The organism is Streptomyces sp. NBC_00057 (assembly GCF_045041165.1).
In the GTDB taxonomy this organism is placed as follows: domain Bacteria; phylum Actinomycetota; class Actinomycetes; order Streptomycetales; family Streptomycetaceae; genus Streptomyces.
The window spans coordinates 190743-216630 of record NZ_CP108256.1 but is presented as its reverse complement, the minus strand read 5'-3'; the positions used below and the strand labels follow the sequence as shown (position 1 = coordinate 216630).

Sequence of the window (25888 nt, the reverse complement as noted above, 5' to 3'; positions counted from 1 at the left end):
TCGCTCCTTCCCCACCCGAGGGGGGCTTACGCACTTTCAAGTGCCTGCTTCCGCGAGGAGGTTAACGAAACCAGCATGGAGCTCGGAAGCGATCACCCCACCGCAAGGGAACAAAGCCATGAGTGCTGCTACTTTCCGCACCGCCGTCGTCCGCGTCCCGAACGGGCCCGACTCGATCGAGATCATCGAGGTGCCCGTCGCCGAGCCCGGCCCCGGCCAGATCCGGGTCGCCATTGCCGCGGCGACGGTCAACCCCACCGACCTCGGCGTCGCAGCGGGCTTCTTCCACGCGATCGGGCTGGTGCAGCAGCCCGAACACACTGGCCTGGGCTGGGAGTTCGCCGGCGTCGTGGACGCGGCCGGGCCGGGCGTCGACCTGGCCGTCGGCACCCGGGTGGCCGGCCTGGTGGTCGGCTTCGACCGCGACTACGGCACCTACGCCGAGCAGATCGTGGTCGCAGCGGCCGACGTCGCCCGGGTCCCCGACGGGCTGGACCTGCTGGCCGCGACCACGGTGCCCCTCAACGGGCTGGCCGCCGCGCAGGTCATCGACCTGCTCGGCGACGCGCCTGCCGGGGCGGGCCGGCTGCTGGTGACCGGCGCCGCGGGGGCGGTCGGGGCGAACGTCACCGTCCTCGCCCGGGAACGCGGCTGGCAGGTGACCGGGTTCGCCCGCGCCGGCGACGAGGAGTTCGTCCGCGGCCTCGGCGCCGACTTCACCACGCACGCCGAGCCGGAATGGGACGCAGTCGTCGACCCCGCACAACTCAATGACCAGGCCCTCAAGCTGGTCCGCGACGGCGGCGCCTACGTCGGCCTGCGGCCCGGCCTCGAACCCCCCACCGAGCGCGGAATCTCGGTCATCTCCGTGGTCACCGCCTCCGACCGCGGCCGACTCGCCGACCTCCTCACCCGCACCGCCGCGGGCGAACTGCCGGCCCGCGTCTACGCGGTCGTCTCCCTGGACCAGGCCGCCGACGCCCACCGGGCCACCGCCAAGGGCGGCCTCCGCGGCCGCTACATCATCTGCCCCTGACCAGCCCGGCGCCGAGTGCGCCGCCGACTGGGCTCACCGGCACCTGCCCGCCGGAAGCCTCCAACGCCGGGGGCCGGACCCTGCTGCGCACCCGACCGCCGGCCCGGCCACGACATCGGCGGCATCGCCGAAACCGGCGAGCTACAGCAGCCCCAGCCATCACGACGTCGGTCGGGACAACGCCGAGACGTCCAGGGCAAGAGACGAAGTAGCCCGCTCCCTGCTGTCCGTGATGCGGTTGCGATGCCTCGCGAGGCGATGCGATGCCCGCCGCCGATCCCGTTCCGTTCTGCCCCGCCGTACGACACCCTCAGGAGATCCGCCATGACCATGAAGCGCCTCGCCACCGTCCTCGCCGTCCTCGGCGGCCTGTTCCTCCTCTACACCGGGATCAGCTTCCTGCTCGCACCGCAGGCGACGGCCGAAGGGTTCGGGCTGCCGACCTGGCCACAGGACCAGGGGAAGGGCTTCCTGGCGGTCAAGGGCATGCGAGACATCGGCTTCGGACTGGTGATACTCGCGCTGCTGCTGGCCGGGCAGCGCAAGGCGCTCGGGCTGGCGATGGCGGCAATGGCCGTCGTCCCGGCCGGCGACATGCTGATCGTGCTGAACGAAGGCGGCCCGGCGGCAACCGCGTACGGCGTCCACGGACTGGCTGCGGCGACGGTCGCCGTGACCGCGGGACTACTGCTGCGCGAGCGGCCGGCAGCCGCCTGAGGTCCGCACGAACGTGGATCTTGGTCCGGGGTGGCCGTCGTGTGGGACGGGAAATCCCGACCGAGGGTCGACGGGCTGTTCTGGAGCCGTTGTTGCACGGCCACCCCCGGTCTCCGCCTCGGCCTTCGCGCCGGTCAGAGCCCAGGAGCGGGTACAAGGAGCGGTCACCCGTGACGGCTTCGCGACCCGCTCCGCCCGCCGTCGCGGCCTGCCCACCCTCGGTAAAGCATTTCCGAAATCCGTGACCCTCAGCTACATGTCGGTTGGATCGCCGTTCGTTAACGGCACCCCCAGTACCACTTGGTGATGGCCGTGATGCTGGCCCTGGTCTGGGCCGTCCTCCCTCACCCAGGGTCTCGAAGGTGGGCATGGTGGTTTCCTCCGGGGCAGCACGACGAAGCCCCCGGGGTGCCGGGGGCTGATGTAGGCGGTGCTCGTTGGTGGTGTTCGTTCCTTGGCACTCAGTGATGCTCAGTGGTGCTTGTTGGTGTCGTACGGGTCGTGAAGTGAGGGCTGCCGGAGAGCGATGACATTCGCTGTCCGGCCGGAGCCGCTTCCCGCCTGACGGGCACCTGAGAAGAAAGTTCGGCCGCTGCTCCCGCCTGGCGGGACGTACGGCTGATCCGCCTTTCCTTGCAGGTCAGAGCCGTGTGGCGTGGTCTCCATGATGGATATCGCGATCATTCGAGCCGGTCAGATGTACCGCTACTACCTGCGCCAGGTCGTCGTCGGCGACGGCCATCGCCCGGCCCGCACGCCCCTGCGTAAGGCTCAGGAGGAGGCCGGTGTCCCGGCCGGGCGATGGATGGGCCGCGGCCTGGCCGCGCTCGGTCTGTCGGCGGGCGAGGAAGTCACCGAGCAGCAGCTGCGGAACCTGTTCGGCGAGCGGGGCCGGCACTCGTAGGCGGACCGGATCGAGGCCGAAGAGCTGGCCGCGGGGAAGTCCCCGAAGGCGGCGGTGAGGGCTGGCGCTCTCGGGCGCCGGGTGACGGTCACCGGGTTCGATCTCGTCTCCCGGCCGCAGCCGACGATCTACCTGCTGTGGGCGCTGGGTGATGACGAGACCCGGCGGGTGATCGAGGCCGCGCACGAGCGCGCGATCGAGCGGGTGTTGGAGTGGATCGAGGACGAGGCGGCGGTGATCCGGTACGGCAAGGACGGCATCTACAAGGTCCGGCCGCCCGGCGGTCTGGTCGCCGCCCGCTTCCGCCACTACGAGGCACGCTCGGGAATGCCGCTGCTCCATGACCATCTGATGCTGTCGGTGAAGGGGCAGCGCCTGGACGGGAAGTGGGGGTCGATCCATTCCGAGGTCCTGTTCGAGAACACGGTCGCCGCGTCCGCGCTCTACAACGAGATCGTGGCCGCTGAGGTCTGTGAGGAGCTGGGGCTGGCGACCGAGCCGCGCGTCGTCACCGCCGGGCGCCGGCCGGTCATGGACATCGCGGGCGTACCTCACGAGCTGATCCGCTGGACCGCCAGCCGCGGAGAGCAGATCGCCGCCTGCCTGGCGGACCTGGAGCACGAGTACGTCACCGCCGTCGACGACGACGGCGAGCTGAAGTACCTGCCCGCAGTCTCCGAGCGGGCCCGGGTGGAACTGATGCGGATGGCCGCCCACAAGACCCGGCCGCCCAAGCAGAAGGCCCGCTCCCTCGCGCAGCTGCGCGCCGACTGGAAGCAGAGCGCGATCGACACCTCCAAGGTGGCCGTCGACATCATCAACTCGCTCCTCGAGCTCGCCCGCGCCGCAGCCGCGCGGATCCGGGCCCGGGTCGCCGCCGTGGTGTTCGTGATGAACGGCGGCGACCGGTTCCACCGCCGGCACCTGCTCGCCGAAGCCCGCCGCCACCTCGCCCTGGTCCTGCGCGGCCGCCGCCGCGACCCCGGCCTGGACGAGCAGATCGTGGCCGCCGCCATCTCCACGTACTGCTTGGACATCAGCGAGCCGAAGTCCACACGCGGCCTGCTGTCGGACTACCGGCTCTACACCGCCCGGTGGGCGCTGTCCGACTCGCGCCCGCCCGGCGCCCGTGCCTGACCCGGACCGGCTGCCCCCGGCCGACCCCGGCGCACCGGCCCTGGCCAACCCGTACGCACCGGCCGACCCGGGCTCCTTCTCCTTGGCCGCTCCCCGGCCACCAGGCCAGGAAGCGGGGGAGTGGGAGATACCCCGCGTCCCGTTGAGCTACGACCGTGCGGTCCTCGCCGGCGCGGCGGTGCGGGAGAAGCTGCGCACCACCGTCGTGCGGGGCCGGGAGTACGACGTCACCGCGCATCAGCAGGCGGCGATGCCTGAGCTCCTGCTTGCGCACCGGGACGCCGACGTCGAGCACGACGACCAGGAGCCGGAGGCCGGGCCGCGGTCGGGGGTCGACTTGGCGGCGCTGCGGGCCTTGAGGGAATCGCGTACGGACGTGGAAGCCCTGGACTTCACCGCCGAGCAGCTGCGCCGCGTGACGGACGCCTTCACGAAGGCCGGCGACGGAGCCCGCGCGAGGACGAGGAAGTACGCCGACCCAGAGAACGCCCCCGCACCGCACCCGGCGCCCGAGGACGACCAGCGGGCGCACCGTCCTCAGCAGTCCGATCCGCACCGTGGGCCGGAAGCCGGCCGCTGAGCGCACCCGGTGCGGTGCACTCGATGCGGCCGATGCCCACCGACGATGTCGTGCACTCTCCGGATGGATGCACGACATCGTCCCGGAGCGACATCGTCGGTGACGATGCTCGGCATCCACCCCGGTGCACCCTGCTGCGTTTCCCCTTGACACAGGCGCGTGTCAAGGGGGAACGCGCCGCTCGGGCACACCCGGAACACCGCACCGAGCCGACCCGATGCGCGCCACTCCCACCCGACGGCCATCCGCGGCGCACATCGTGCACCGGGTGGATGTCCATCGGGTGGAAGCCATCGAGTGGGCGCCATCGGATCGAGTGGACGCCACTGAGGGGAGGCCACCCGATGGCGCGCACCGGGTGGATGCGCGCCACTCCCACCCTCCAGCTATCCGGCGCGCGGCTACTGGTGCGCACCGTGGAAGGCCGCCGCCATCACCAGATGCTCGTCCCGCATCGTCTCCAAGGTGTCGGCGGTGTCCGCATCGTCAGGGTCCGGGATGACGTTCGCGGTGAACCGGATGATGCTGCGGGCGATGCCCAGCGCCGCCGTGGCGGGGGAGTCCCTCGCCCAGTCCCGCAGCGCGGACATCAGGATGCACCCGACCTCGTCCAGGGCGAACTGGCTTCGTCCACTTCGTAGGACAGCGTTTGTCGATGAGTTTCGGCAGCGCTTGGTGATCAAGCCGCCGACCGAGGTTCACAAGTTTTGACAGCACCGGGCTCCGTGGGGGTCTGTCAGGCCCGCAGAGTGCTGTCAGCGGCTGGGGCTAGGGTCCCTGATGTGAGTGACTACTACGACCTGTTCCTGGCGGTGGACCTGACGCCGGACCTGCCCGAGCCGGTGCTTCTGGAACTGAGGTGGCTCCTGGGGCAGGCGGACATGCCGACAGAGTTGAAGTCGACTGACTGGGAGTCATGGGGCGGTCCCTGGCAGGCCTTCGACGGTGGCTCGGCGAGCCACTCGTTCGACGGGGCCGATGTCTCCCTGCTGGTCCGTGCCACGGACAGGCCGAACCTGGACGGCAGCGAACCGTGGGCCCTGACCGTCCGGACGTGCGTCCACGAGGACGACTTCGGGGTGACGATGGACGTCGTCGGGTGGCTTCTTCGACACGCGACCACGCAAGGGTGGGTCGGGTTCGTCCGTGACTCCGGCCTGGGCCAGGTCCAACATCTCGTGCGCCACGCAGATGGCTTCGATCTTGTCGATGTCCGCCCGGCCGGCCAGCAGAAGTGTGTTCCCTGGTCATCGCGGTAGCCCGTCTCCAGACGGGGCATGCGGAACGACTGGAAAGGTCAGCTGGCGGTGTTCTCGGCTCGGGATCGACAGAGCAGCACGCTACGACGAGCCGACCAATCCCGCCGGGCCCTGTGGATAACCCGGTCACGCCGCATCCCACTCATGAGCCCGGCCGCCCCGCCACTCCAACCACTGCGGGTCATCCAGCAGCGTCTCCGCGCCAGGCAGGCCAGCCCGCCGCAGGAACTCGACCAGGTCCCGGTCATCGCGGGCCAGGCCCAGGATCCGGCCGTACGCAGTGACACGCCGACCTCCCGTCGGCGACGGACGGTGCACGACTATCGGGGCGGAAGCCATGCCCCATCGTCCGACGCCGCCGCGGTCACAGCACCCCGCAGCCGCGGTGACGCGATGCCCATCACGACCACCGCATCCCGACCTCGGACAGCTGCTCGATCCGCTCGGGTGTCAGCGATGCGGCCCGGGATCGCTGGTTCCCGACCCACGCACCCAGCTTCAGGTCCACGTCCCGCTGCTCCTGGTCCTCGCCGCCGTCCTCACCCACGGCGATCGTCTCGACGTGCTTGCGCGGGACCTTCAGGTGCCCCTCGCGCTCGAAGAACTGCCGGGCGGCGTCGAGGTGCAGCGCCCACTTTTGTGCCTGGCTCGTACGGGGCTTGGGCATTTCGTCCTCGTTGGCGGGCTCGATCCCGAGGACCTGCTCGCACATCCACTGCTGCACTCCGGTCAGCTTTTCCCAGCCCAGCCGCTGTGCCCGCACCCATCGCCCGGGGTCTTCGCCCCGGTGCACGACGTCGCCGGGCTCGGTGGGCAGCTCGCCGCCGATCTCTTCCAGGTGGAGGCGGGTGAGGTGGAAGACCCGCTGCCATTCCACCGGCCAGGTTGGGCACCAGGACGGGTCGATCTCTTCCAGCTGCTCGCGCCGTTCCTCTGACAGGGCGCCGGCCCATGATTCCACCGGCAAGCCTTCGGCCTGGCGCTGTTCGAGGTCCAGGGCGCGCCGGGCGGCGGCGCGGGCGTTCTTCAGCCAGATGCCGACCTTGTAGCCCTGGTGGGCGGCGTCGAGCGGGGCCAGGAGGTGTCCGTGTTCGGCGGCCCACCCGCGCGCGGCGGTCAGGCCCTCTTCCCAGGCGACGTCGAAGTGGGACCAGATCATGCCGAGCTTCTCCAGCTGCGCGACGCGGTCCTCGTCCATGTTCCCGCGGGCGTAGAACCGGCGCGCGTCTGCGGTCCACTGCCCCAGCGGGAAGGAGGCGAGACGCTCGCCGAAAGCATCGGAACCGAGGGGGAATTCGAGGGCATCGACAAGACCGAACTCGGCAGCCTCCTGCGCAAGGCGGGCTGCGGCAATGCCGTCAGCATCGGTGCGATCGACGGCCTCAAGAACGCGAAGGGTTACAAGGGCTCCGCTCTTGAAGCCGCCCTGACCGACACAAGCACCCCCTCCTGACCCGCTCAGCACCCGCTCTTCCCCCGCTCGGCAGCCGCTCTGGCGAGCGGGGGAAGAGCGGGTGCCGAGCGGGCATCACAACCCTCTGACCTGCAAGCGAGCGGGTAGAGCGGGCTCTGCCCGGAACCCCCGGGAAACAGGCGCACAGCCCCAGGAAGGGCCCGCACGCCCCATCCCCGCCGCACGGCGCACCCTCCCCGGCCCGCCGCCCACCGGCGTCGCACGGCCCGCTACAGCACGTCACCACAACAACCCCTCGCGGAAAGGCGATCATGCGCCGCTACCTCTACCGCTGCCCGGTCTGCCGGACCACCAGCCCCGTCCGCTTCAGCCCACCGGAGATAGACGCCGAGGGCGTACACCACCGCCAGGCGCTCCACGGCCGCCACTACCCCGACGGCGAGAAGACCGGCGAGGTCGACCGGCGCGGCCGCTGGTACACCGACCTTGGCAGACTCGCTGCCCTCCACGCCCGCCTCGCTGACACGTTCGCGGACCTTCGCGATCCGAAAGGCACCGGTGGTCGGCTCTGGGCCGACGCCCTTGCCTGGCTCACCCTCACCACCACCGCGCTCGGCGCACTGTGGGCCACCACCGCAGCCCTCCACCCCTGACCCCGCACACACAGCAAAAGGGCGGCCAGGTACTCACACGCACCCGGCCGCCCCGACATCCCCACTACGAGGCCGTCGGCCTCACGGAATCTCGACCTCAAGCTCCTTGATCTTCCCGGTGGTCGATACCTCGGCGGTGACGCACTCGTCGTCCCCCACCCCCGCGTCCCCGGCGACCTTCACGAAATCCCTCAGCTCCTCAAGCGTCAGGTTCTTCGACTCACCCGTAGCTCTCAGCGTGCGCGGCATACCGACCATGCTCCCCGACCGACCGACGGACCCCACCGCATCGCTACGCAGAAACCGAGCCCTGCCCGCCCTCGAACGAACGGAACCGACACCATGTCCGACCCGCTCTGGATCGGCACCTACCACGGACGCCACGACGGCACCCAGGCCACCGCCACCGCCACCCGCGACGACACCAGCCCCGAGCCCTACGCCTGGACCTGCACCTGCGGAGCTACCCGCACTCTCCCCACGGAGGAGGGCCTGCACCACAGCGCCTGGCGACACACCCACCCCACGCTGATGGACCGGCTCCGGCAGCGAGCTGCCCGCTACCGGCGCGCTCTGCAGTCCCGCCGTACTGGCTCGCTGGCCTCCTGACCTGTCGCCCTGCCTGGTCCTCGGCCGCCCCGCGGCTGCCGAGGACCGGACAGACACCTCAGGCGCATAAGAGTCAAGCTTGGGGCGCATCTATCTGCCGGGGACGCCCGCATTCAGTGCGTCAGGTGTTCGGAGTGCTCGCCGAGTCCAACCGGGGTGCAAGACCGGTCCGGTCCCTGCGGAGCGGGCCGGAGGCCAACCCCAGTAGCCCGGCGCCGACGAGCATGGTGGCGCAGGCGACAGTTACGACTGCCGGACCTTCGAGATCGGCAAGTGTGCCGAGCAGATTGTTCATGAGCAGCAGAGCGAGACTCTGTACGAGGACGAGTACGGCCTGCACACGGGACAGGTGGCTTCCAGGGGTTGCTGTGAGGATCAGCGGCGCGATGTGGGCAGAAAACATCCCGTTTCCAATGCCAATTACCAGGGCGGCGGCCGTCGCTCCCGCCACGCCGGGCGCGAGCGCGAGTGCGAGTGCTCCCAGCCCGGCCAGCGCCAGCGCGCTTGCCGACAGGAGCCCTGGCCGACCCATCGGCCCGCGCTTCACGACAACCGCGGTGACAGCCACCATGCCAACTCCTTGCGCTCCTATCACGAGCCCTGTGGCTCCCGCGCCCCACTGCTCCTGGCGTGCGAGCAGGGGGAGGAGCAGCGGGAGGACGGGCAGCAGAAGGCCGGCCGCGGCTCCGGTGAGGCAAAGCCCCGGGCGCAGCACGGGATGGGAGAACGCCACACGCACACCGTCCATGGCGTCCTTGAGGAGACTGGACGCCCCCGAGGGCGGCACGTGGTGTCGTGGCCGGACGGCCACCAGCACGATGAGGGTGAGAGCGAAGGTAACGGCGTTGACCAGAGCGGCGCCTGCCAGTCCGGCGAGGCCGACGAGTACACCGCCGAGTGGGCCGCCTCCCATGTTGACGACCTGGCCACCGATCTGGCGGAGAGACAGAGCGCGAGGAATCTGCTCCTTTTCCACCAAGCGGCGAGGCATGGATCCGGAAGCCGGCAGGTAGAAGGCGTCTACGACACCGACGGCTATGCCCGCTGTGATGAGCAGGATGGGCGGGGCCCCCAGGTGATAGGCGACCGCGGCCAGGACGAGAGAGAAGACCAGCATTGCCGCGTCGCCCGTGATCAGTACGCGGCGCGCGCTGAATCGATCGCTGACCGCACCCCCGATGAGCAGGAGAAGGACGCGGGGAAGGTTGATGGCGCTCAGAGTCAGTCCTGCGACCGTGCCGCCGTGCTCGCTGGCGGCCCAGCCGAGGGCGAAGTAGAAGACCGAGTTGCCTGTCAGGGACACCAGGATTCCGGCTAGGGCGTGTTCCAGGTTCAGATCACTGTTGGGTCAAATCGCTCCGCCGGAGTGGCTCGGGACGGTAGACATCCGGGGTGACGCGAGGCGATCTGACGGATGCAGAGTGGGAGTTGTTCGAGCCGCACCTGCCGCTCGGCGTGAGCGGACCGATCCCTGACCTGCGTAAACAGTTGAACGCGGTGATGTGGAGGTTCCGGACCGGGAGCCCGTGGCGCGACATTCCCGAACGCTACGGGTCCTGGTCCACCGTCTACGGCCGCTTCCAGAAGTGGGCCCTTGCGGGCACCTTCGAGACGCTGATGGAGCGGATGATCGCCGAGGCGGCCCGGCGAGGACAGGCCGATCTGGACCTGGTCAGCGTCGATTCCACCGTCGCACGCGCGCATCACCACGCGGCCGGCATGGCCGTCGACCCCGAGCTCCTGGAGGAACTGGTGAAAGCCGCCGAGGAGGAAAAGGGGCTCCAGCAAAGGGACAATCCGCCCAGGTGACGGCCGAAGGCGACCCGGTCGAGGAAGCGTTACGTGCCGAACGGCGACGGATACGCCGCCGCCACAAGGCCCGCCTGAAAGCTGCCGCGTTGGGGCGCTCGCGGGGCGGGCTGACGGTCAAGACGCACCTGGCCACCGACCGGCGGTGCCGCCCGCTGTCGTTCGTGGTGACGCCGGGACAGGCGGCCGACAGTCCGCGTTTCGCCGGGGTCCTCGACCGAGTCAGGATCCGTGGGCCGGTCGGTCGGCCCCGCACCCGCCCCGGGGCCGTCGCCGCCGACAAGGCGTACTCCTCCCGCGCGAACCGCTCCTACCTGCGTAAACGCCGGATCCAGGCGGTGATCCCGGAGAAGAAGGACCAGGCCGCCCACCGCAAGAAGCGAGGCTCGAAAGGCGGCCGCCCCCTCTCCCACGACGCCGAGCTCTACAAGGAGAGGAACACCGTCGAGCGCGGCATCAACAAGATCAAGGAATGGCGAGGGCTGGCCACCCGCTACGACAAGACTCCTTCCAGCTACCTCGCCGGACTCCACCTACGCGGATCGATCATCTGGCTCCGGAGTCTCCGCCCCACGTGATCCGAACCTGGAACACGCCCTAGCCACAGCATGTAGGAGCGGGGCAGCCGGCCCTTGTCCCGCACCTCGTCAGCTGATGGGTGGGAGGCGATTTCATGGGTCGTGGTGGGGGGACTCGAGAGATTCTCGTCAGGTGCTGACATAGAGCACCCCCGACTTGGTCCAACTGGGGATTGAGATCACAGACCGCACGGTCTCAGACGTCACTGACACTGGAGCTGTTGCGTCTGCAGCCCAGCGCTACTGGGAGGGCTGACTTCCACGTGCCCTGCCGACAAGGTTATCTGTTGACCGCACGCCTTCAACGATCATCGTTCTGGACGTTCTAGGCAGCCATCATCCTTGCCGGCGAAGAGGGGAAGGCGACGGTCTCATCGAAACGGCGGCTGTGCTGAAGGCAGTGGTAGAGCTGGCCGAGCATGCGGTTGAAGAGGTTCCTCTGGGCGGAGGCGTGCCAGTCACCGTGCTCGTCGCGACGCCTGCGGTAGTGGAGCTTGGCGCCAGGCGATGCGTTGGGGGCGGAGAAGGCCCAGAGGCAGCCGACGTGGTTGAGACGGTCGTTCTTCACCCACCGTCGGGTCCCTCTCTGTCAGCCTTGGGTGAGACGTCCCGTTCTGCGGGGTTAGCCTGAGAGGGCACGACAGGAGAACCGTCCCTTATGCCCAGCACAGAGCCCGTCGGGTCCGACCCGGCGCCGAGGCCGAAGCGCCGCACTTTCACCTCGGAGTACAAACTGCGGATCGTTGCCGAGTACGACTCCGCGCCCAGGAACGAGAAGGGTGCAGTCCTGCGCCGGGAACGGCTCTACCACTCGCATGTCAAGGAATGGCGGGCCGCCCGGGACGCCGGGGCCCTGGAAAACCTGGTCGACCGCCGGACCAGCCCGGCCCGTGCGAAGAAGTCCGCCGCGGAGGTGGAGAACGAAAAGCTGCGGCAGCAGGTGGAGCGGTTGCAGAAGGACCTGGTCCACGACGACGTTCTCGTCGCTGGATCACTACATGTGGCGGCTGACCTTCAAATGGGCCAGACGTCGCCACCGCAACAAGTCGAGGCACTGGGTCGTGGACCGGTACTTCGGCAGGTTCCACCCGTCCCGGCGAGACCGGTGGGTGTTCGGCGACCGCGACAGTGGCGCCTTCCTCATCAAATTCGCCTGGACCGGCATCGTCCGCCACCAACTCGTCAAGGGCGGAGCGTCCCCGGACGACCCCGCGCTGACCGAGTACTGGCGGAACCGCCGCCGAAAGAAGGCGCCACCGCCGATGGACAAGACGAGTCTTCTCCTGGCGGTCCGGCAGCAGGGACTTTGTCCTCTCTGCAAACAGGCGCTGATCGCCGGAGCCGAGTACGAACCGGACAGCCCACGCGAGTGGATCAACTGGTTCGCGGCCTCGAAGAAGATGCTCCACAAGCATCACTTCACCTACCGGCGAGACGGCGGCGGGGACGAGCGGAGCAACCTTCGCCTCGTGCACTCCGAATGCCATCGCCAGCACCACGCGGGCGACGGCAAACGGACCACGTAACCCTGCTGACCTGCGAAGCCCTCGTGGCTTGCTTGAGCCGGATGCGGTTAACGTCGCACGTCCGGTTCTGAGGGGGCCGGAGATCAGCAATGGTCTCCGGCTACCCGACCACAGTCATGCGATGGCCACTGCCGTGACGTTGTTCCAGCGGCGGTGGCAGTCGGCTGCCCGATGCTGGTGTCGGCGGCGCCAGTGTGACCAGCGGAGCGCGTGTGCGGGATCGGTTTCCTGGCAGGGGCGGGGCAGGACGAAGACCCGGAGCAGGGCGAGGAGTTCGCGTGGGCTGACGGGCACCATGACCGGGTAGTCCTCGGGCTCAGCGGGGTTGGCGCGTTGCCGCTCGTGGAGGGCGCCGACGGCCAGGAGCGCGTAGGCGAGCAGGCTCATCAGGCTCCAGCGGTGCCAGGAGATCCAGCAGGTGACCTGGCCCGTGCCGAGGTGGGCCAGGCCCTTGGCTCCTTGGAAGTCCTCCTCGACGCGCCAGCGGCGGCAGACCACGCTGACCAGCACCGATATCGGTTGCGGGTCGGGGTGCCAGGTGCGGTAGAAGGAGAGGGAGCCGGTGCGTCGGTGGCGCCGGATGAGGACCTGGCTGTGCCCGGCGGCCTGTGCGGGCGGGGTGTCGTCGGGGTTCACGTCGATCATCGCCCAGTCGTAGAGCCGTTCGCCCTTGGTGCCGTTGCCGGTCTTCAGCCGCATCCAGGCCCGCTGGGGTACCCGCTCCAGCAGCGCGGTGACCTTGGCTTTCCCGCCCGGGGTGGTGACGCGGTGGCTGGTGGGCACGGCGATCGCGTAGCCGTGGCCAAGGGTGCGGACCCGGGCGCGCAACTCCCGGCCGCCGTAGACCTCGTCGGCCGCCACCCATGCGGTGCGGATGCCCGCGGCGTGCGCCTCGGCGAGCATGTCGCCGGCCAGTTGCGGTTTGGTGGCGAACGCCGTCTCGTCGGGTACCCCGGCCAGTTCACGGCGTTCGTCGTCGCCAGCCCATGCCTCACCGAGGTAGAGGCGGCGGTCGATCAGCGCGTGGCCCTGCGCGCTCACGTAGGAGAGATGTACCGCGACCTGGCACAGTCCGATCCCGCCCAGGGCGCCGGAGTGCTGCCGGGCCGCGCCGACCGCGTCGAGGGAGGACTTCTCATCGCCCGTCTCGTCCACCACCAACATCGCCTCCCGGTCGCCGAGTTGCTCCACTGTCCAGGCCGCGGCCGACCTGCGTATCGCCTCGGTGTCGAAGCGGGCACGGGACAGGAAGTGCTGCAGCACGTGCGGGCCGGCGTGGCCGATCGCCTCGGCCAGCGACCAGCAGTTCGCCGAGTCCTTGACCATTAGCAGTCCCTGAACCATGTTCCGGCAGGTCAGCCGGGGCTCCCGGCGCGGAAAGCAGCTCGCCACCCGGCCCATCAGCCCCTCGAAAGACTCGTCCCACAGGGCGTGTACTACCGTGGCCTGCGCGGCCACCGCTTCGTTTTCCGTCTTCACAAACGATCACGATGCAGGTGGCCGCACCTCTGCCCGTAGGCACCCCATCCACCACGCTGACCAGCAGCGTTGCCTTACGCCTCACGAACTACAGCTGCCGTGACAGAGGCAGGTTTTCTGTCACCAAGATCGACGGCGGAGGCGGGGTACCGGGCAGGGGTAGCGTTCCGGCATGACGTCAGCGCTGCCTCGGTTCCCGCCGTATCCGATCCGTGGCGTGTGTGTTTTGCATCAGAAGCAGAACTGCGCGCCACATTTCGCGGAGATAGAGGTGGATTTCGAGCCCGCAGCCGAGGGCTTCGCCTTCGAGGTAGCCCAAGAGCTGACGGTGGAGTACGAACCTGCCGAAAACCTGCCACGCTTCTTCGCCGCTGCTGCCGTGGGGATCGAGGAGCAGCTGAGCTTGCCCGAGCACGGAGTTGTGATCGCCGCTCGGGTGGTGCTGCGGCGTGCCCGCGCCGATACGTTCGGCTCTCACGAACTGGCGTTCAAAATCGCGGGCTACCTTGCCGCCCGCAAGGCTTTGGCGTGCGGGTTGCCCGCGACTCTGAGCGCTGCTCCTCGCGACGGCGGGTAGCTCAATCCTCACTGTCAGCCGGACCTCAAGTGACAACAGGCGTGTTGTCGTGGACGGGGTGACAAGTAGCGCGCTGGCTTGGTGACCACTCCCGTGCTTCGGTCAAGCGAAACCCCAGGTCAGTACCGACCTTGGTGACAGCTTTCGCGCTTCGGCACATCACGCGTCGCCAGCCTCCTTCTACCTGCCGTCCCGGTGTCAGTCGTCGGGGGTGGTGTTGACGGCGCCGCATGACCAGCAGTTCCATTTGCCCGGTAACTCGTAGTGGGTCGTTGTCCAGAACCCTTTGGGGCGGCCTTTGACGAAGTTGGTCTCCCAGCAGTCCCAGCACTCGAACTCGAAGTCCTTCATGTGCCAAGGATGACGCCGCCAAAAGCCGGTTGGGGCTCGATTACGGCAGAACGCAGCAAGTGGTGGCGACGACGGCGCTAACGTGTCGAACAGGACCGATCCGGAGGAGCCCATGAGCGCCCAGCCTGAGTACGCACCCACACCGCCTCCCGCACCCGCACCCGGTGCAGCTGCCCAGCTCCTCGCGCGGATCCTTACCAACCACCGCGCCGACGCCTGGGTGCCGGCCTTCGAACGGGACTGGGGCAAGGCACTGGAGGACTCGCGCGCCAGTTACAGCCTCACACCGCTCCACGAGGTCGTCCACACCTGGCAGATTCGGCTGGACACCGCCCCAGCCGTGGACGCGTTCATCGATTCCGGCATGGACGACAGCGGCTTCGTCGCCCTGGAGGACGTCCTCGGGCCCCGCCCATGAGCAACGAGCCGTGGCCCGCCAGGCTGTCGCCGCAGGCAGCCAAGACGCTCAGCGGCCTCCCCGATCACGCCAAGGAGATGCTGCGCGACCTTCTGGACATCGCAGCCCGCTCTCCTTGGGGCTTCCCCCAGTGGAACGCCAACGATCCGGAAGGCGAGGACGTACGGGCCGCCTCGGTCGGTCAGCTCAGCGTCATTTACTTCCTCAACCGCCACCAGCGGCACCTGTCCGTACTGGACATCGTCTGGCTCGGCTAGCCACCCGCGTGAGCAGATTTTCCGGATACCGGTTATCTGTTCCCGCTGGCGGGCCGGCTGGGCAGCAGCTCCGGGTCCTGGGCGCGCTTCTCGCGCCGACCGTCCTTCAAGGACGAGATCCGCCGGCCGCGCCGTCAACGGGCAGGCTGCCGTCGTCGAGCTCAACGACGGCGCCAGGAGATCCCACTCGACGAGCTCACTCCCGCCTGGAGCTGACACCATGACCACCGCCCAAGACCCCGTACAGCTCGTCGCAGCCGCAGAGCCGCCGAACAGCGAAGCCGCGCGGGAGGAGACGGAGGTCACCTCTCGGTACGCCACGGAGACCGAACTGGAGGCCCTGGGGTACGAGGGCAACGTCATCGTCATGCAGATCGTCCGCACCACGTTCAGTGGCGTTGCGGCCTGGCGGCCGCGGTCGGTGAAGTACTGATCGCCGTCTACCAGCGCATCAGCGACAGCACGGCGCAGCTGTGGTGCGGGGCAGCCGGTACCCGCCCGCGGGAGTCCGGGTAGGCGTGCTCAACTTCGCTTGATTGAGCGACACTTCGCGGATGGACCACCAGTTGAAGGTCAATCTCGCGGTGCTCGCGATGATGGCTGCACTCTTCGTCGCGGGCACCGCCCTTTACCAGGTCGTGTGGAGGGGACAACTCCGGCCAGCGCTGCGTACACACGTACTCAACCGGCTGCGGGTTGGATGGGTGAGGATCCACAGTCAGCTGACGGCTCGCGTGGTCGGCCCTGCGCATTCCGTACTTCCCGGGCTGGTGACCGGCCTGCCGCCGCACAGAAACCTCGTCGATCCGTGCGTGTCTCGTTGGGCGAAAGGCTTCCTCAGGGAGACCCCAGTGCGGCTGGGGTTTCTTGCGCTCCTGACCGTGGCGGTGTGGCGGGAGGCCGATATTCGCGCGGCCTGGAATAGACAGGGGCCTGCCCCGGGGAACCTTGACCCCGTCGAGTCCCTGATCAATGGATGCGTGGACGCGACAAAGTGGATCATCTTTGTGCTCCCTACAAAGGTTCCCGAGACCCCAGTGCAGCTGTGGGAAAGCCCGACAGAGGCCGTCGGGCTGCTGCGTACCCCTATCGTCGCCCTTCTCCTGTGCTACGCGGCCTTTCTCCTCCTGCCGGCCGCACTCGCGCTGGTGGGTCTGAACCCGCTTATTCCCCGGCGGGATCAACGCCGGCTCGCCGCCGAGTCGGAGCAGAGGAATTGGCCTGTGGTGCTGCTGACGCTGTGTGCGGTGCACTGCGGGCGCACACACGCGCAGCTCCGTGAGAGGGGCCCGCTCGAACTGCCGCACGTGTCAACCAAGCGGGCGGAACGAGTGATCCGGCAGGCATGGAAGACCCGACACGAGCGTGTGCGCCGGCATCAGCGGCGGGAGCTGAAGATACACGCTGCACGGGTGGTCGCAGTGCTGCGCAAGGCGGAGGCCCGGCAGCACCAGGATCCCGACGAGGCGTTACGAACCATGGCAACGTTGCTTGCCACGATGGCCCACCGGTACGCCGAGGGGCGTACCGGTCAGCTTCTTGATGAGCGGCAGATGGAAGGGGTTGAGCCGGTCGCGGATCGCTCGTGGCTGCGCCTGGTGATCTCCGGGGTGCTGATCGTCGGTGTGCTGCTGGCGCTGTCACGATCCGGCCTGCCCGAGATCGCGACCGGTCCCTTCGTGAGCCTGCTCATCCTGGGCGTTTTCGCGCTGGTCTACCGCGGACGACTTCCCGGCCCCGCCGACCTGGTCGACATCGTCCGTGGCGCCGACCGGAGGTAGCAGAGCATCGTCCGGTACGACGTCGCGCGGCCCCTGTCCGGCAGCTTGGTGAACACAGGTCAGACTGCGGCGGTGCGGAGACCCAATAGTGCTGCGCCATCGCGCTTCGGGCGGCGTCGTGGGTGGCTTCGTTGATGTCCAGCAACAGCGTTTGTCGACTGGTTCCGGAGTCAGTTGGTGATCATGCGGTTCGTGAATGTCGAGCAGAAATGACGGCGTTCCCGTGGCGCGGCGAGAAAAAGGGAAGGCGGAAGCCAACCGGCCGTTGGCAGGATGTCCGCGCTCAACATCCGATGGGAAAGGACCCCACGACCGTGGCTCGTGCCATCACTTTGATCCGCTCCGCCTCCCTGTCCGACGTCGCCGAGTACGCCTACGCGGCCACGGCGCCCGCCGAGTCACGCCTGATCTTCCTCGCTGGGGCGTGTCCGCTGAACGATGACGGCTCCACAGCAGCGATCGGGGACTACGCGGGCCAGGCAGCGAAAGCCATCGAGAACATGGAGGCCGCTCTTACTGCCTCAGGCGCGTCACTCCAGGACGTCATCAGCACACGGGTTCTCGTCGCTACGGCCCGGCGGGAGGACCTGGTGGCCGCCTGGCAGGTAGTCCGGGACTCGTTCGCTGACCATGACGTTCCCAGCACCTTGATGGGCGTCACCGTGCTCGGCTATAAGGACCAACTGGTCGAGATCGAGGCCGTCGCCGCCGTGCTCGATTCTTGAGACCTCTTCCAAGGACACCGCAAACGCCGGGACGGCTGGCCGTCGAGGAACGTAGGGGTCAGCCGGCCTTGGCGGGCTCGCGCGTCCCGGGCGGTGTCGTTGCCGTGAGCGGGTCCGGAGCTGGAAGGCAGCGCGGCCTTCTCCGACGGAGTCGGTTGAGCACAGGGACCACAGGCGGCGCAGGCCGTCCACCAGCAACTGGGCGGGGCGCGTACCAGGAGGGTGGGCCTGGCGCGCGGTGGTCCATTCCACGAGCATGCGGCCTGCCGACCGGGCCATCTCGGGTGAGTCCAGCTCGAAGCGGCGACTGCGTCCCTCCGTCGCCATGTGCCACATGGCGTCCAGGGACTCTCTCACCTGCTCCCGCAGGGTCGTCAGATCGTCGTCTGTCACTGCCAGAAAGGTCTCCAGCCGTTCCGGGCCGGAGGTTTCGCCGCGCTCTGCAAGCTGGTCGCTGTGACAGATGGCTGCGAGCAGCCACGCTGCTCGGGACTGTTCGGGCGGTCCGGCGAACGCCATGGCCGTGCGCAGGTCCGCCATGAACACGCTGTCGTGTGTGGGCAGGGCCGGCGCGTTCAGCCAGATCAGCACGCCGCGGACGCGTTCATCGAGCGATGCTGTCGCCAGGTCGCGGCGGCGTCGGAGGTTGTCTCTCATCTGGCGGACGGCCGCCTTGTGTTCCATGTCAAGGGCAGCTGCGGCTTCTGCCCAGTTGTACTCGGGTTCAGCCTCGTCGCGATGTTCCGCCGGGATCTGCTGCAACTCCTCGTTCGCTCGCTCCCGGACCTTGCTGTACTGGGGGAAGTTCTTGAGCAGGGCGGCGCGCACCGGATCCAAGGGCACCGGGACCTCGTTGAAGAACGCCAGGAGCGCCAGGTCCTCGTTCGTTCTGCACAGCGGGGCGCATACCAGGAGCCCTGCCACGAGGGCGGCTGTCTCCGGCGTGTAGACCTCGGCGGTCCCGATCCGCACCAGGGTGTCCGTTCCGGGCCGGGGGATCAGCCCGGCCGCTCGCCACCGCTCCAGCCGGTAGGGGTTCAGTTCCAGTCCGGATGCTGCTGTGAGCCGGATCAAGTGCCTGTCGGCCGCGCTGGGTTTAGTTCTCACCATGGGCTCAAGCTACGAAAAGGGGTCCCGCTGATTTTGTGAGTGAGCGCGGGGACAGGCATTGGGGCGCCCTCCGTCTGGCAACGGTGCGCATCGAGCTCGCCCAGGCGCTGCTCGCCGCCGCTCCTTCTTCCGTGCCTCCGTCGCCGGAGAACACCGCTGTATCTGCCAGTGAGAACCCAGCCCCTTTCTGAAATCGACGCGTCCTCCGAATCCGAAGGGGAGCCCATGAACCACAGTGAGCCCGGCCCGATCTCCGCCACCGCCGACGTCCGGTCCGCTCCGCCGAGGCCGGCCCCGGAAGGGGATTTGCACTTCGATGAACACGTCAGCGTCCCGCCCACTTCACCGCCGCCCCATCCCGTCGGGTGCCGTGCGGAGCCGTCCAGGTAGAAGGAGGGTGAACCGCCGGATCGCCTCCCACTGGCTGGACCTGGTGGCTTCTAGAGTCCGGCGCAATAGGGCGGCCACCGTCTCGGTTCGGGACGAGCACGGCGCGGCAGGCCGAGCGCCGTCCCACTCTCCGGGGTCACCGACGGCTCACTTCCAGAACGAAAGGGGCGCTCCGATGCCCAGGGTCAGCACATTCGGCAAAGTGGTAGCGATGGGATCGGTGATGGCCGCCGCGCTGGTCTCCCCGGCAGCAGCCGCTACCTACGAATGCAGTGACGAACACGTCTGCCTGTATGGGGGGCACGCGGGCCAGGGCGCGACTCTCTCCGTCCACGACGCCATCTCTGACCTTCGCACCGCGGGGTTCAACGACAGGGCGCGCAGTGTCTACAACAGCACCAGCGACAACTGGTGCCTATACCAGAACGAGGGCTTCAGCGGCGAATGGCGGCTCGTGGAGCCCGGTGAGGCCGGCAACCTCACCGGCGAGTCCGACCGGGCGGTGTCCTCCTTGCAGCCGGAGCCTGAAGGCGGTTGCTGACCGGAGAGGCCAGCCGACGGGCGCGCTGGTCGCCCTTCTCGCCTGCGGGGTGGGGCTCCAAGAATCCGTGACGCATCCCGACCGGCGGCGGCTGGCGTGGGCACCGACGGCGCCCGCGCCTCCAAACGCGCCGGTCCCAGCACCGGCCAGTGACGCAGGTGGGCGGCCCATAGGCCGCCCACCACGTAGCAGCTGTAGCACCAGCTGAGATGAGTACAGACGGAGGGCTACCACCTGGACATATGACCGTCTGTCAAACGCCGTCGAAGCTCTGGGATCATGAGGCTGTATCAGCCGTCGATCCCGGAGCCCGCCTGCAGCCCCAGCGCCGCGCAATCGGATTCGAAGCCGTCGGCACCTGCCGCCTCGGTCGGCACTTCCGACGCTTCGGCCGGGGCCAGTCCTTCAGCCGCCCCAGGCGCCCCTGCGGGCGGAAGTGGCCTGTCCCTCTCAGAGCAGCTCATACAGCTGGCTCTTGGCTACAGCTATGCGGCGCGTTGACGCTGCACGGGTGCGGGCAGATCAGATGTGTTGCGCCACGAAATCGGCGACCTGCGTGCCGAGTTGTTGGCCTGCCCGGTTGTCGATGGAGGTGTGCTGGCCGGTCCATATCCGGCTGAGCCACGCTTCAGTGGCGGCGCGTTGGAAGCTGGCGAAGGTTCGGGTGACCCCCTTCGACGTCACCACGAGGTGGTGCTGCGCACCGTAGAACTTGGTGAGCGTCGTTGCCGCCGCCTGGCTGAGAGCGCCGTGGGCGGCGGGGTAGGACGGATCCGGGGCGGTCGGCAGCAGGGGGGTCCAGTTGGGATCGCCAGCGATGCGCGGGTTGTAGTGCGTACCACCGAGCCGCAGGGCGGTCACGGGCCGCCATACGCGGTAGGTGTACTTGGCGTCGTACATCGCGATCGCGGTGTCGGCGAGGGACAGGTTGAGCTGGGCGAAGACCTTCACCGCCTTCTCCAGGCTTGCGTGCTGGGAGGTTACGAGGCCCTGCGCGATCTGATTCCAGACGTTCCAGACGGGCGCTGTCGCCCAGAACTTCCCGGCTGCGGTCTGATCGGGGGTGCGGGTGGTACTGGTCATTCTCCCCAGGCTCTTGACCTCATTCAAGGCTGTGGCGTACTCGGCGGTGCTGACGGCCGGCGGCGGCGCCGGGCGGAACTGGCTTCCTTTGGCAAGCACGAACGGCTTGACCGAGCCCCAGTTGGTGAACACCGGTGTGGGGAAGTCGGGCGGTGTGGGCCGGTAGCCGCCGGCCACGTTGCGGGGACTGAACGGCGGCGGCTTGGTCGAGGACCCATCATGGGATCGCAGGCTGATCAGCCTGCGGGCGACCTCGGCTCCCACGCGAATGCCCGCCTGCTTGCCGGGGCCGTTGGGAATCGCGGACAACTGGCTGCTCAGCCGTTGGTCCACGCTTGCGCGCTTGGCCGGGTACAGGGCCACCAGCACATCGTGGGCTGCTTGGTCCGCTGCGGCGTCTGCACGGGCGCCTCGCGGCGCCGACACCGAGAACAAGTAGGCAGGGCCGGCCCGGGTGACCGATACCACCGCGTCGTACTCGGCAGCCTGAAGGAGCGCGAAGCTGCGCGTGGGGTGGATGGTGGGCGGTTGGGCCTTCGGATCGCTCAGGACGGTGATGAGCTCACGGTTCCACTCCACGACCGACATCCCAGAGGGCCCGGTGGCGGCGCGCAGGGTTGGGGAGTGAGCAGGTGTGGTGGCGGTGGGCCCGAGGGCCAGGCCAGTGAGTCCGGCTGTCAGCGCAGTTCCGGTCAGTGCAGCCAGTATCTTGTGCTTTCCGTCCATATGCTGTGGCTCCCTGTGGTGGGTGGTGGGCTGGGGCAACCGGTGGTCATACACTTCGACCACGTGGGCCGCTTCGGGCCAGACGGTCAACGGGCACCACTGAGCGAGAGGGGAGTCCGCAGCGTGTGCCGCAAAGAAGTACTCCGGGCGCCTGATGCGGAGTCCGACTGGGACATGAAGCCAGTTCCGTCTGCCTGAGTCCCGTGCTGGGGCGGTCGTTGGAGTATCGCGACTGGACTCACCGGGGTACCGGCCCTTGAGGCGGCACGCGTCACCCGCACCCATGTTTCGAGGGGTTGACCGGGCGCGAGTGGTCCTGCAACCTGATCACCTCTTTGCGTCATCAAGGTCGCTTGCCAGATACAGCCTGCGGGTTCCCGAAGCACGCCGCAACTCCGTTCTGTGGTCATCTGGCTACAGTCGGCTGTGCCGGTTGCTGGTCGTTCCCGACAAGCCCCGCCTTTCGCACTGGTACGACGGCGAGGTCAAAGCGCCGCCTACGGCCGCTTCCACTCGGGCACGAGCCAGCGGCCGGTTGCCCGCAGAGCGCGCAGCGGAGAAACGCTTGGGTCGGAGACGGGCACGGTGGGTCCGTAGGCCCTTCGCAGAAGCTTGCCTCCGGCGTGGTGGCCGTAGACGAAGCAGATGACCACCCCGGCAGAGGCCGCGGCCACCGCGGCCACGATTGTGCTGAGCAGGCTGACGATGAGGCGGTCTCCATGCTTGCCGTCGCATGTCGCCACGTCGAGGCGGCGTGAACGACACCAACTCCGATATATGGCTCCGCCGGAGTACACGTTGTACTCCAGGGGCAGCGTCTCGGTGATCGCCGTTCGGTGCTGCGTCTTCGGGGGTTGTGCGGCGAGGCCGTAACCGCCTCCTGGTGGCCTTGCCGGGCAGATGCCGCTTCTCGATCCCCGTGCGAATGGTGCGGATCGGTCCGCCGTTGTCACGGTCACCCTGAACCGAAATACCTCAGTAGCCGGGCAGGGGTACTACGTACTCGTCCCCAACCTCTTCTACCGGCACGGCCCGGCACCGCTGATCGAGCTTTGCGAGCACATCGGAGAAGAGGTCCGGCCCGCGCTCATGGCCCAGCTGATGCCGTTGATCGAGGCACACACCGCCGAACGCGTACTGCGTGACGCCGACGCCTACCTCCAGAACCGCCTGCGCGGCGCCGGATTTATCCTGCGTTCCAAGGCGCCCGAGCTGGTCTGCCAGGAGATCTACGCCCTCCTCACCGTCTACCAGACACTGCGCGCTGCAGACGCGCACGGCAGAACCCGGCGGGACCGATCCCGACCGGATCTCCTTCACCGTCACTGTGCAGGTCACCCGGCTGGCCGTCGCTGCCCAGGCCGCAGCAGACCCCACCGCACTGTCCGCCGCCCGTCGCAACGTCACCACAGAGCTCTTGGCCTCGCCCGAACCGGGAGGCACCGCTCAAGTACAGGGGGTCGCTGGGCAGTGTGTCAGTCACCGCGGGGCACTGTCACGTTGGCTGACGGGTGGGATGATCTTCGGGTTGATCATGGTGGAGGGGGTTGTCCGTGGGCAGTACGCCGCCGTCGTACAAGGGGCACCGGTAGCCGGTCGAGGTGATCTCCCACTGCGTGTGGCTGTACTTCCGCTTCCCGTTGTCATTCCGCGAGGTGGAGGAGCTGATGCTGCAGCGCGGCATCAGCGTCTCCTACGAGACGGTCCGCCGCTGGTGTCTGAAGTTCGGACAGGCTTATGCCGACGGACTGCGCCGCCGTCGGCCACGGCCCGGGGACAAGTGGCACCTGGACGAGGTCTTCATCAAGGTCAACGGCGAGCTGAAGTATCTGTGGCGGGCCGTCGATCAGAATGGCAACGTCCTCGACATCCTCGTCCGGAATCGCCGGGACAAGACCGCGGCAGGACGCTTCTTCCGCCGCCTGATGAAGAAGACCCGTACGGTGCCGAGGGTGGTCGTCACCGACAAGCTCCGTTCCTACGGCGCGGCGCACCGCGAGGTCATGCCCTCGGTGGAACACCGTTCCCACAAGGGCCTGAACAACCGGGCGGAGGGCACTGTCACGTTGGCTGACCCGGGTGGGATGATCTTCGTGTTGATCACGCTGGGGAGGGGATCGCTGGTGTCGTCTGTGCTGCCGTCGTACAGGGGTCACCGGTACCCGGTCGAGGTGATCTCGCACTGCGTGTGGCTGTACTTCCGCTTCCCTCTGTCCTACCGCGAGGTCGAAGAGCTGATGCTCCAGCGCGGCGTCATCGTCTCCTACGAGACGGTGCGGCGGTGGTGTCTGAAGTTCGGACAGGCCTACGCCGCCGGACTGCGCCGCCGACAGCCACGGCCCGGCGACAAGTGGCATCTGGACGAGGTCTTCATCAAGATCAACGGCGAGCGGAAGTACCTGTGGCGGGCCGTCGACCAGGACGGCAACGTCCTCGACATCCTCGTCCAGAACCGCCGCGACAAGGCCGCGGCCAGGCGGTTCTTCCGCCGTCTGATGAAGAAGACCCGGGCGGTGCCGAGGGTGATCGTCACCGACAAGCTGCGTTCCTACGGCGCGGCGCACCGCGAGGTCATGCCCTCGGTGGAGCACCGTTCCCACAAGGGCCTGAACAACCGGGCCGAGAACAGTCATCAGCCCACGCGGCAGCGCGAACGCGCCATGAAGGGATTCCGTTCCGTCGGCGGGGCCCAGCGGTTCCTGTCCGCGTTCAGCGGCATCTCACCCCACTTCCGCCCTCACCGCCACCTGATGACAGCCTCCGACCACCGAGCCGAGATGACCGTCCGCTTCGCGATCTGGGACCAGATCACCCAAGCTGCCAGCCGGCCCACCACGGCCTGACCACAGGCCCGGACCGCGGGCCCCACCAGGCCACGACGCACCGTCAGGCACCTGCAACCCAACAACGTGACAGCACCTGTTCGCGGTCTGGTTGTTGATCAGTAGGTGGAGGTTCGCCGTGTTCGGCCAGCGGGTGCGCCGCTGCTCCAGCCAGTCCAGCAGCAGCTTCAGGGTCAGGTCGTCGAGGGGGCGAACGCGGCCGGCGATGGTCAGCCGCCGGTTGCCGATGTCGACGTCATCGAGCATGAGCGTGCCGATCTGGGTCACTCGGGCGGCGTGGACCGCCGCGAGGGCGAGGATGAGTCGTGTCGCCGGGGTCGTGGCCGCCGCGACGGCCCGGTCGACCTGTTCAGGGACGAGCGGCTGCAGCACGGCGTACTCGTACTGCCCGACCTTGATCCGGCTGGTGGGGTTGCGGAAGATGAGCCCGTTCCGTTTGGCCCAGCTGAACAGCGAACGCAGGGCGACGAGTTGGCTGTGACGGTGGCGACCGTGCAGGACCTTGAGGTAGGTGAGGACGTCGTCGCGCGTCACCTCCCGCAAGTGGTCGTAGCGACTCGACCACTCCAGCAGGGCCGGGCGGGCCGCGTTGAGGTAGAGCCAGACCGTTCCCTCTCGGCGCGGCAGGCTGCGCGGGCCACCCTTGTGCAGGACGCGGGTCCAGCGTTCGGCCTCCGAGCGGATGCCGGGTGCGAGTCCTTCCAACCGCCCGGCGAGCCAGCGTTCGAAGGAGGGCTCGCTGTCGTCCTCGAAGATGCCCATCTCCTCCAGAACGGTGACGATGTGGCCGACGCTCAGGTCGAGGGCTCGCAGCGGAGTGAAGATCTCCGTGTGGCGGATGACGTCGCTTTCGACGTAGCCGGTGAGCGCGAAGGCCAGGCCACGGTTGACGGCGAAGCGGATGCCGCGTCCCCAGCCGCGGGCTTCGGCCAGCTGGTGGGCCAGGTATTTCGCCCAGGCCAGCCAGGGGCTGGCCAGATCAGCGTCGGCCGGGTCGAGGCGGCTGTAGTCGCGCGGGATCTGGTCGAAGAGCGGTAGCTGCGTCCAGCCGGGATCAGGGCGCCAGACCGGCGGGGGCGGCGGCTTGCGCGGGGCTCCCCGCCGGCCTCGGGACCGTGGAGGAGGAGGCTCCGATCGCCTGCGGTAGTGCATGCCGACGAAGAAGAGCTGGTGGTGCCGGACAGCGCCGAGCCGTGACCTCACGTCCGTCTCGTCCAGGGGCCGACCAGTTGCGGCCTTGGTACTGTGGCGGGCCTGGCACCAGCAAAGTCGGCAGTAGCCCCACTTCGCCGGCTGGACGCGATGGCAGCCGGTGCAGGGGGCCTCGTCGTGGCTCCGTCCGAACATGTAGCACGTCGGACAGCGGCGACCGCTGAAGTTCCCCC

The 25888-nt window shown here is 68.4% G+C and carries 25 protein-coding genes and 5 pseudogenes; 20 read left to right on the top strand and 10 right to left on the bottom strand.

Going from position 1 to position 25888, the window contains the following annotated elements:
• Positions 1 to 118: 118 nt before the first annotated feature.
• The 4 genes and pseudogenes from OG953_RS01020 (at position 119) to OG953_RS01005 (ending at position 4374) form a co-directional block, all read left to right on the top strand.
• Complete coding sequence (locus tag OG953_RS01020; RefSeq protein ID WP_405681935.1) at positions 119 to 1036, top strand: NADP-dependent oxidoreductase; 918 nt, start codon at positions 119 to 121, stop codon at positions 1034 to 1036.
• Between the two features lie 324 nt (positions 1037 to 1360).
• Positions 1361 to 1753, top strand: a complete 393-nt coding sequence (locus OG953_RS01015) for a DUF4267 domain-containing protein (protein WP_398634580.1) — start codon at positions 1361 to 1363, stop codon at positions 1751 to 1753.
• Positions 1754 to 2417: 664 nt separating this feature from the next.
• A pseudogene (gene mobF, locus OG953_RS01010) lies at positions 2418 to 3794 on the top strand (MobF family relaxase).
• Positions 3787 to 4374, top strand: coding sequence for a hypothetical protein (locus OG953_RS01005; protein ID WP_405681933.1), 588 nt, complete (start codon positions 3787 to 3789; stop codon positions 4372 to 4374). The pseudogene mobF and the gene OG953_RS01005 overlap by 8 nt, the downstream one beginning before the upstream one ends.
• A 401-nt stretch (positions 4375 to 4775) precedes the next feature.
• On the opposite strand, the gene OG953_RS01000 is transcribed toward OG953_RS01005, so the two are convergent.
• Positions 4776 to 4964 (bottom strand): hypothetical protein, encoded by a 189-nt coding sequence (locus tag OG953_RS01000; protein WP_405681932.1) that lies wholly within the window; start codon positions 4962 to 4964, stop codon positions 4776 to 4778.
• 192 nt (positions 4965 to 5156) lie between these two features.
• Between OG953_RS01000 and OG953_RS00995 the strand changes: the two genes are divergently transcribed.
• Positions 5157 to 5633: a hypothetical protein gene (locus tag OG953_RS00995; protein ID WP_405681931.1), complete on the top strand. Its 477-nt coding sequence runs from the start codon at positions 5157 to 5159 to the stop codon at positions 5631 to 5633.
• Positions 5634 to 5759: 126 nt separating this feature from the next.
• On the opposite strand, the gene OG953_RS00990 is transcribed toward OG953_RS00995, so the two are convergent.
• Both OG953_RS00990 and OG953_RS00985 read right to left on the bottom strand, forming a co-directional pair.
• Entirely contained in the window at positions 5760 to 5972 is a 213-nt protein-coding gene (locus OG953_RS00990; RefSeq protein WP_405681930.1) for a hypothetical protein, read from the bottom strand.
• 61 nt (positions 5973 to 6033) lie between these two features.
• Complete coding sequence (locus OG953_RS00985) at positions 6034 to 6879, bottom strand: helicase associated domain-containing protein (protein WP_405691548.1); 846 nt, start codon at positions 6877 to 6879, stop codon at positions 6034 to 6036.
• Here OG953_RS00985 and OG953_RS00980 point away from each other — a divergent pair.
• Positions 6778 to 7086, top strand: a complete 309-nt coding sequence (locus OG953_RS00980) for a hypothetical protein (protein WP_405692431.1) — start codon at positions 6778 to 6780, stop codon at positions 7084 to 7086. The two genes, OG953_RS00985 and OG953_RS00980, sit on opposite strands and share 102 nt — an antisense overlap.
• 272 nt (positions 7087 to 7358) lie before the next feature.
• Positions 7359 to 7700, top strand: a complete 342-nt coding sequence (locus OG953_RS00975) for a hypothetical protein (RefSeq protein WP_405681929.1) — start codon at positions 7359 to 7361, stop codon at positions 7698 to 7700.
• Positions 7701 to 7781: 81 nt separating this feature from the next.
• Here the strand turns inward: OG953_RS00975 and OG953_RS00970 are convergent, their stop codons facing one another.
• A complete protein-coding gene (locus OG953_RS00970; protein ID WP_405681927.1) occupies positions 7782 to 7949 on the bottom strand; it encodes a hypothetical protein in 168 nt (55 codons plus the stop codon).
• 93 nt (positions 7950 to 8042) lie between these two features.
• Here OG953_RS00970 and OG953_RS00965 point away from each other — a divergent pair, with 93 nt between their 5' ends.
• Positions 8043 to 8309, top strand: a complete 267-nt coding sequence (locus OG953_RS00965; RefSeq protein ID WP_405681926.1) for a hypothetical protein — start codon at positions 8043 to 8045, stop codon at positions 8307 to 8309.
• Between the two features lie 121 nt (positions 8310 to 8430).
• On the opposite strand, the gene OG953_RS00960 is transcribed toward OG953_RS00965, so the two are convergent.
• Positions 8431 to 9612 carry an MFS transporter gene (locus OG953_RS00960; protein ID WP_405681924.1) on the bottom strand — a complete coding sequence of 394 codons (1182 nt, stop codon included), beginning with the start codon at positions 9610 to 9612 and terminating at the stop codon, positions 8431 to 8433.
• An 89-nt stretch (positions 9613 to 9701) separates the two neighbouring features.
• Between OG953_RS00960 and OG953_RS00955 the strand changes: the two are divergent.
• A pseudogene (locus OG953_RS00955) lies at positions 9702 to 10696 on the top strand (IS5 family transposase).
• Positions 10697 to 11021: 325 nt separating this feature from the next.
• Here OG953_RS00955 and OG953_RS00950 read toward each other — a convergent pair.
• Positions 11022 to 11273, bottom strand: a pseudogene (locus OG953_RS00950) (IS110 family transposase); the annotation flags it as partial.
• Positions 11274 to 11694: 421 nt separating this feature from the next.
• Between OG953_RS00950 and OG953_RS00945 the strand changes: the two are divergent.
• Positions 11695 to 12222, top strand: coding sequence for an HNH endonuclease (locus OG953_RS00945; protein ID WP_405681922.1), 528 nt, complete (start codon positions 11695 to 11697; stop codon positions 12220 to 12222).
• Between the two features lie 114 nt (positions 12223 to 12336).
• On the opposite strand, the gene OG953_RS00940 is transcribed toward OG953_RS00945, so the two are convergent.
• Complete coding sequence (locus OG953_RS00940) at positions 12337 to 13701, bottom strand: IS701 family transposase (RefSeq protein WP_405681921.1); 1365 nt, start codon at positions 13699 to 13701, stop codon at positions 12337 to 12339.
• Between the two features lie 172 nt (positions 13702 to 13873).
• Here OG953_RS00940 and OG953_RS00935 point away from each other — a divergent pair, with 172 nt between their 5' ends.
• A complete protein-coding gene (locus OG953_RS00935) occupies positions 13874 to 14278 on the top strand; it encodes a hypothetical protein (RefSeq protein WP_405681920.1) in 405 nt (134 codons plus the stop codon).
• A gap of 198 nt (positions 14279 to 14476) precedes the next feature.
• Here the strand turns inward: OG953_RS00935 and OG953_RS00930 are convergent, their stop codons facing one another.
• Positions 14477 to 14629, bottom strand: coding sequence for a hypothetical protein (locus tag OG953_RS00930; RefSeq protein ID WP_405681918.1), 153 nt, complete (start codon positions 14627 to 14629; stop codon positions 14477 to 14479).
• 112 nt (positions 14630 to 14741) lie between these two features.
• Here OG953_RS00930 and OG953_RS00925 point away from each other — a divergent pair, with 112 nt between their 5' ends.
• The 6 genes from OG953_RS00925 (at position 14742) to OG953_RS00900 (ending at position 19851) form a co-directional block, all read left to right on the top strand.
• Positions 14742 to 15047: a DUF6247 family protein gene (locus OG953_RS00925; protein WP_405681917.1), complete on the top strand. Its 306-nt coding sequence runs from the start codon at positions 14742 to 14744 to the stop codon at positions 15045 to 15047.
• Positions 15044 to 15304 (top strand): hypothetical protein, encoded by a 261-nt coding sequence (locus OG953_RS00920; protein WP_405681916.1) that lies wholly within the window; start codon positions 15044 to 15046, stop codon positions 15302 to 15304. Before OG953_RS00925 ends, OG953_RS00920 begins: the two co-directional genes overlap by 4 nt.
• Before the next feature lie 220 nt (positions 15305 to 15524).
• The gene (locus OG953_RS00915; RefSeq protein WP_405681915.1) at positions 15525 to 15737 is read left to right on the top strand and encodes a hypothetical protein; all 213 of its coding nucleotides are present in this window, start codon (positions 15525 to 15527) and stop codon (positions 15735 to 15737) included.
• 121 nt (positions 15738 to 15858) lie between these two features.
• The gene (locus OG953_RS00910; RefSeq protein WP_405681913.1) at positions 15859 to 17085 is read left to right on the top strand and encodes a hypothetical protein; all 1227 of its coding nucleotides are present in this window, start codon (positions 15859 to 15861) and stop codon (positions 17083 to 17085) included.
• 314 nt (positions 17086 to 17399) lie between these two features.
• On the top strand, positions 17400 to 17810 hold the full coding sequence (locus OG953_RS00905; RefSeq protein ID WP_329111815.1) for a Rid family hydrolase: 411 nt from the start codon (positions 17400 to 17402) through the stop codon (positions 17808 to 17810).
• A gap of 1711 nt (positions 17811 to 19521) precedes the next feature.
• Positions 19522 to 19851 (top strand): peptidase inhibitor family I36 protein, encoded by a 330-nt coding sequence (locus OG953_RS00900; protein WP_405681912.1) that lies wholly within the window; start codon positions 19522 to 19524, stop codon positions 19849 to 19851.
• Positions 19852 to 20373: 522 nt separating this feature from the next.
• On the opposite strand, the gene OG953_RS00895 is transcribed toward OG953_RS00900, so the two are convergent.
• Both OG953_RS00895 and OG953_RS00890 read right to left on the bottom strand, forming a co-directional pair.
• On the bottom strand, positions 20374 to 21660 hold the full coding sequence (locus tag OG953_RS00895; RefSeq protein WP_405681910.1) for a vanadium-dependent haloperoxidase: 1287 nt from the start codon (positions 21658 to 21660) through the stop codon (positions 20374 to 20376).
• Positions 21661 to 22157: 497 nt separating this feature from the next.
• Positions 22158 to 22403, bottom strand: a complete 246-nt coding sequence (locus OG953_RS00890) for a hypothetical protein (RefSeq protein WP_405681908.1) — start codon at positions 22401 to 22403, stop codon at positions 22158 to 22160.
• Positions 22404 to 22620: 217 nt separating this feature from the next.
• Between OG953_RS00890 and OG953_RS00885 the strand changes: the two are divergent.
• From OG953_RS00885 to OG953_RS00875, 3 genes and pseudogenes are all read left to right on the top strand, one after another.
• Positions 22621 to 22824 (top strand): annotated as a pseudogene (locus OG953_RS00885) (dienelactone hydrolase family protein); the annotation flags it as partial.
• Positions 22825 to 23252: 428 nt separating this feature from the next.
• A pseudogene (locus OG953_RS00880) lies at positions 23253 to 23720 on the top strand (IS6 family transposase); the annotation flags it as partial.
• A 60-nt stretch (positions 23721 to 23780) separates the two neighbouring features.
• The gene (locus tag OG953_RS00875) at positions 23781 to 24503 is read left to right on the top strand and encodes an IS6 family transposase (protein WP_405691546.1); all 723 of its coding nucleotides are present in this window, start codon (positions 23781 to 23783) and stop codon (positions 24501 to 24503) included.
• Positions 24504 to 25888 lie beyond the last annotated feature (1385 nt).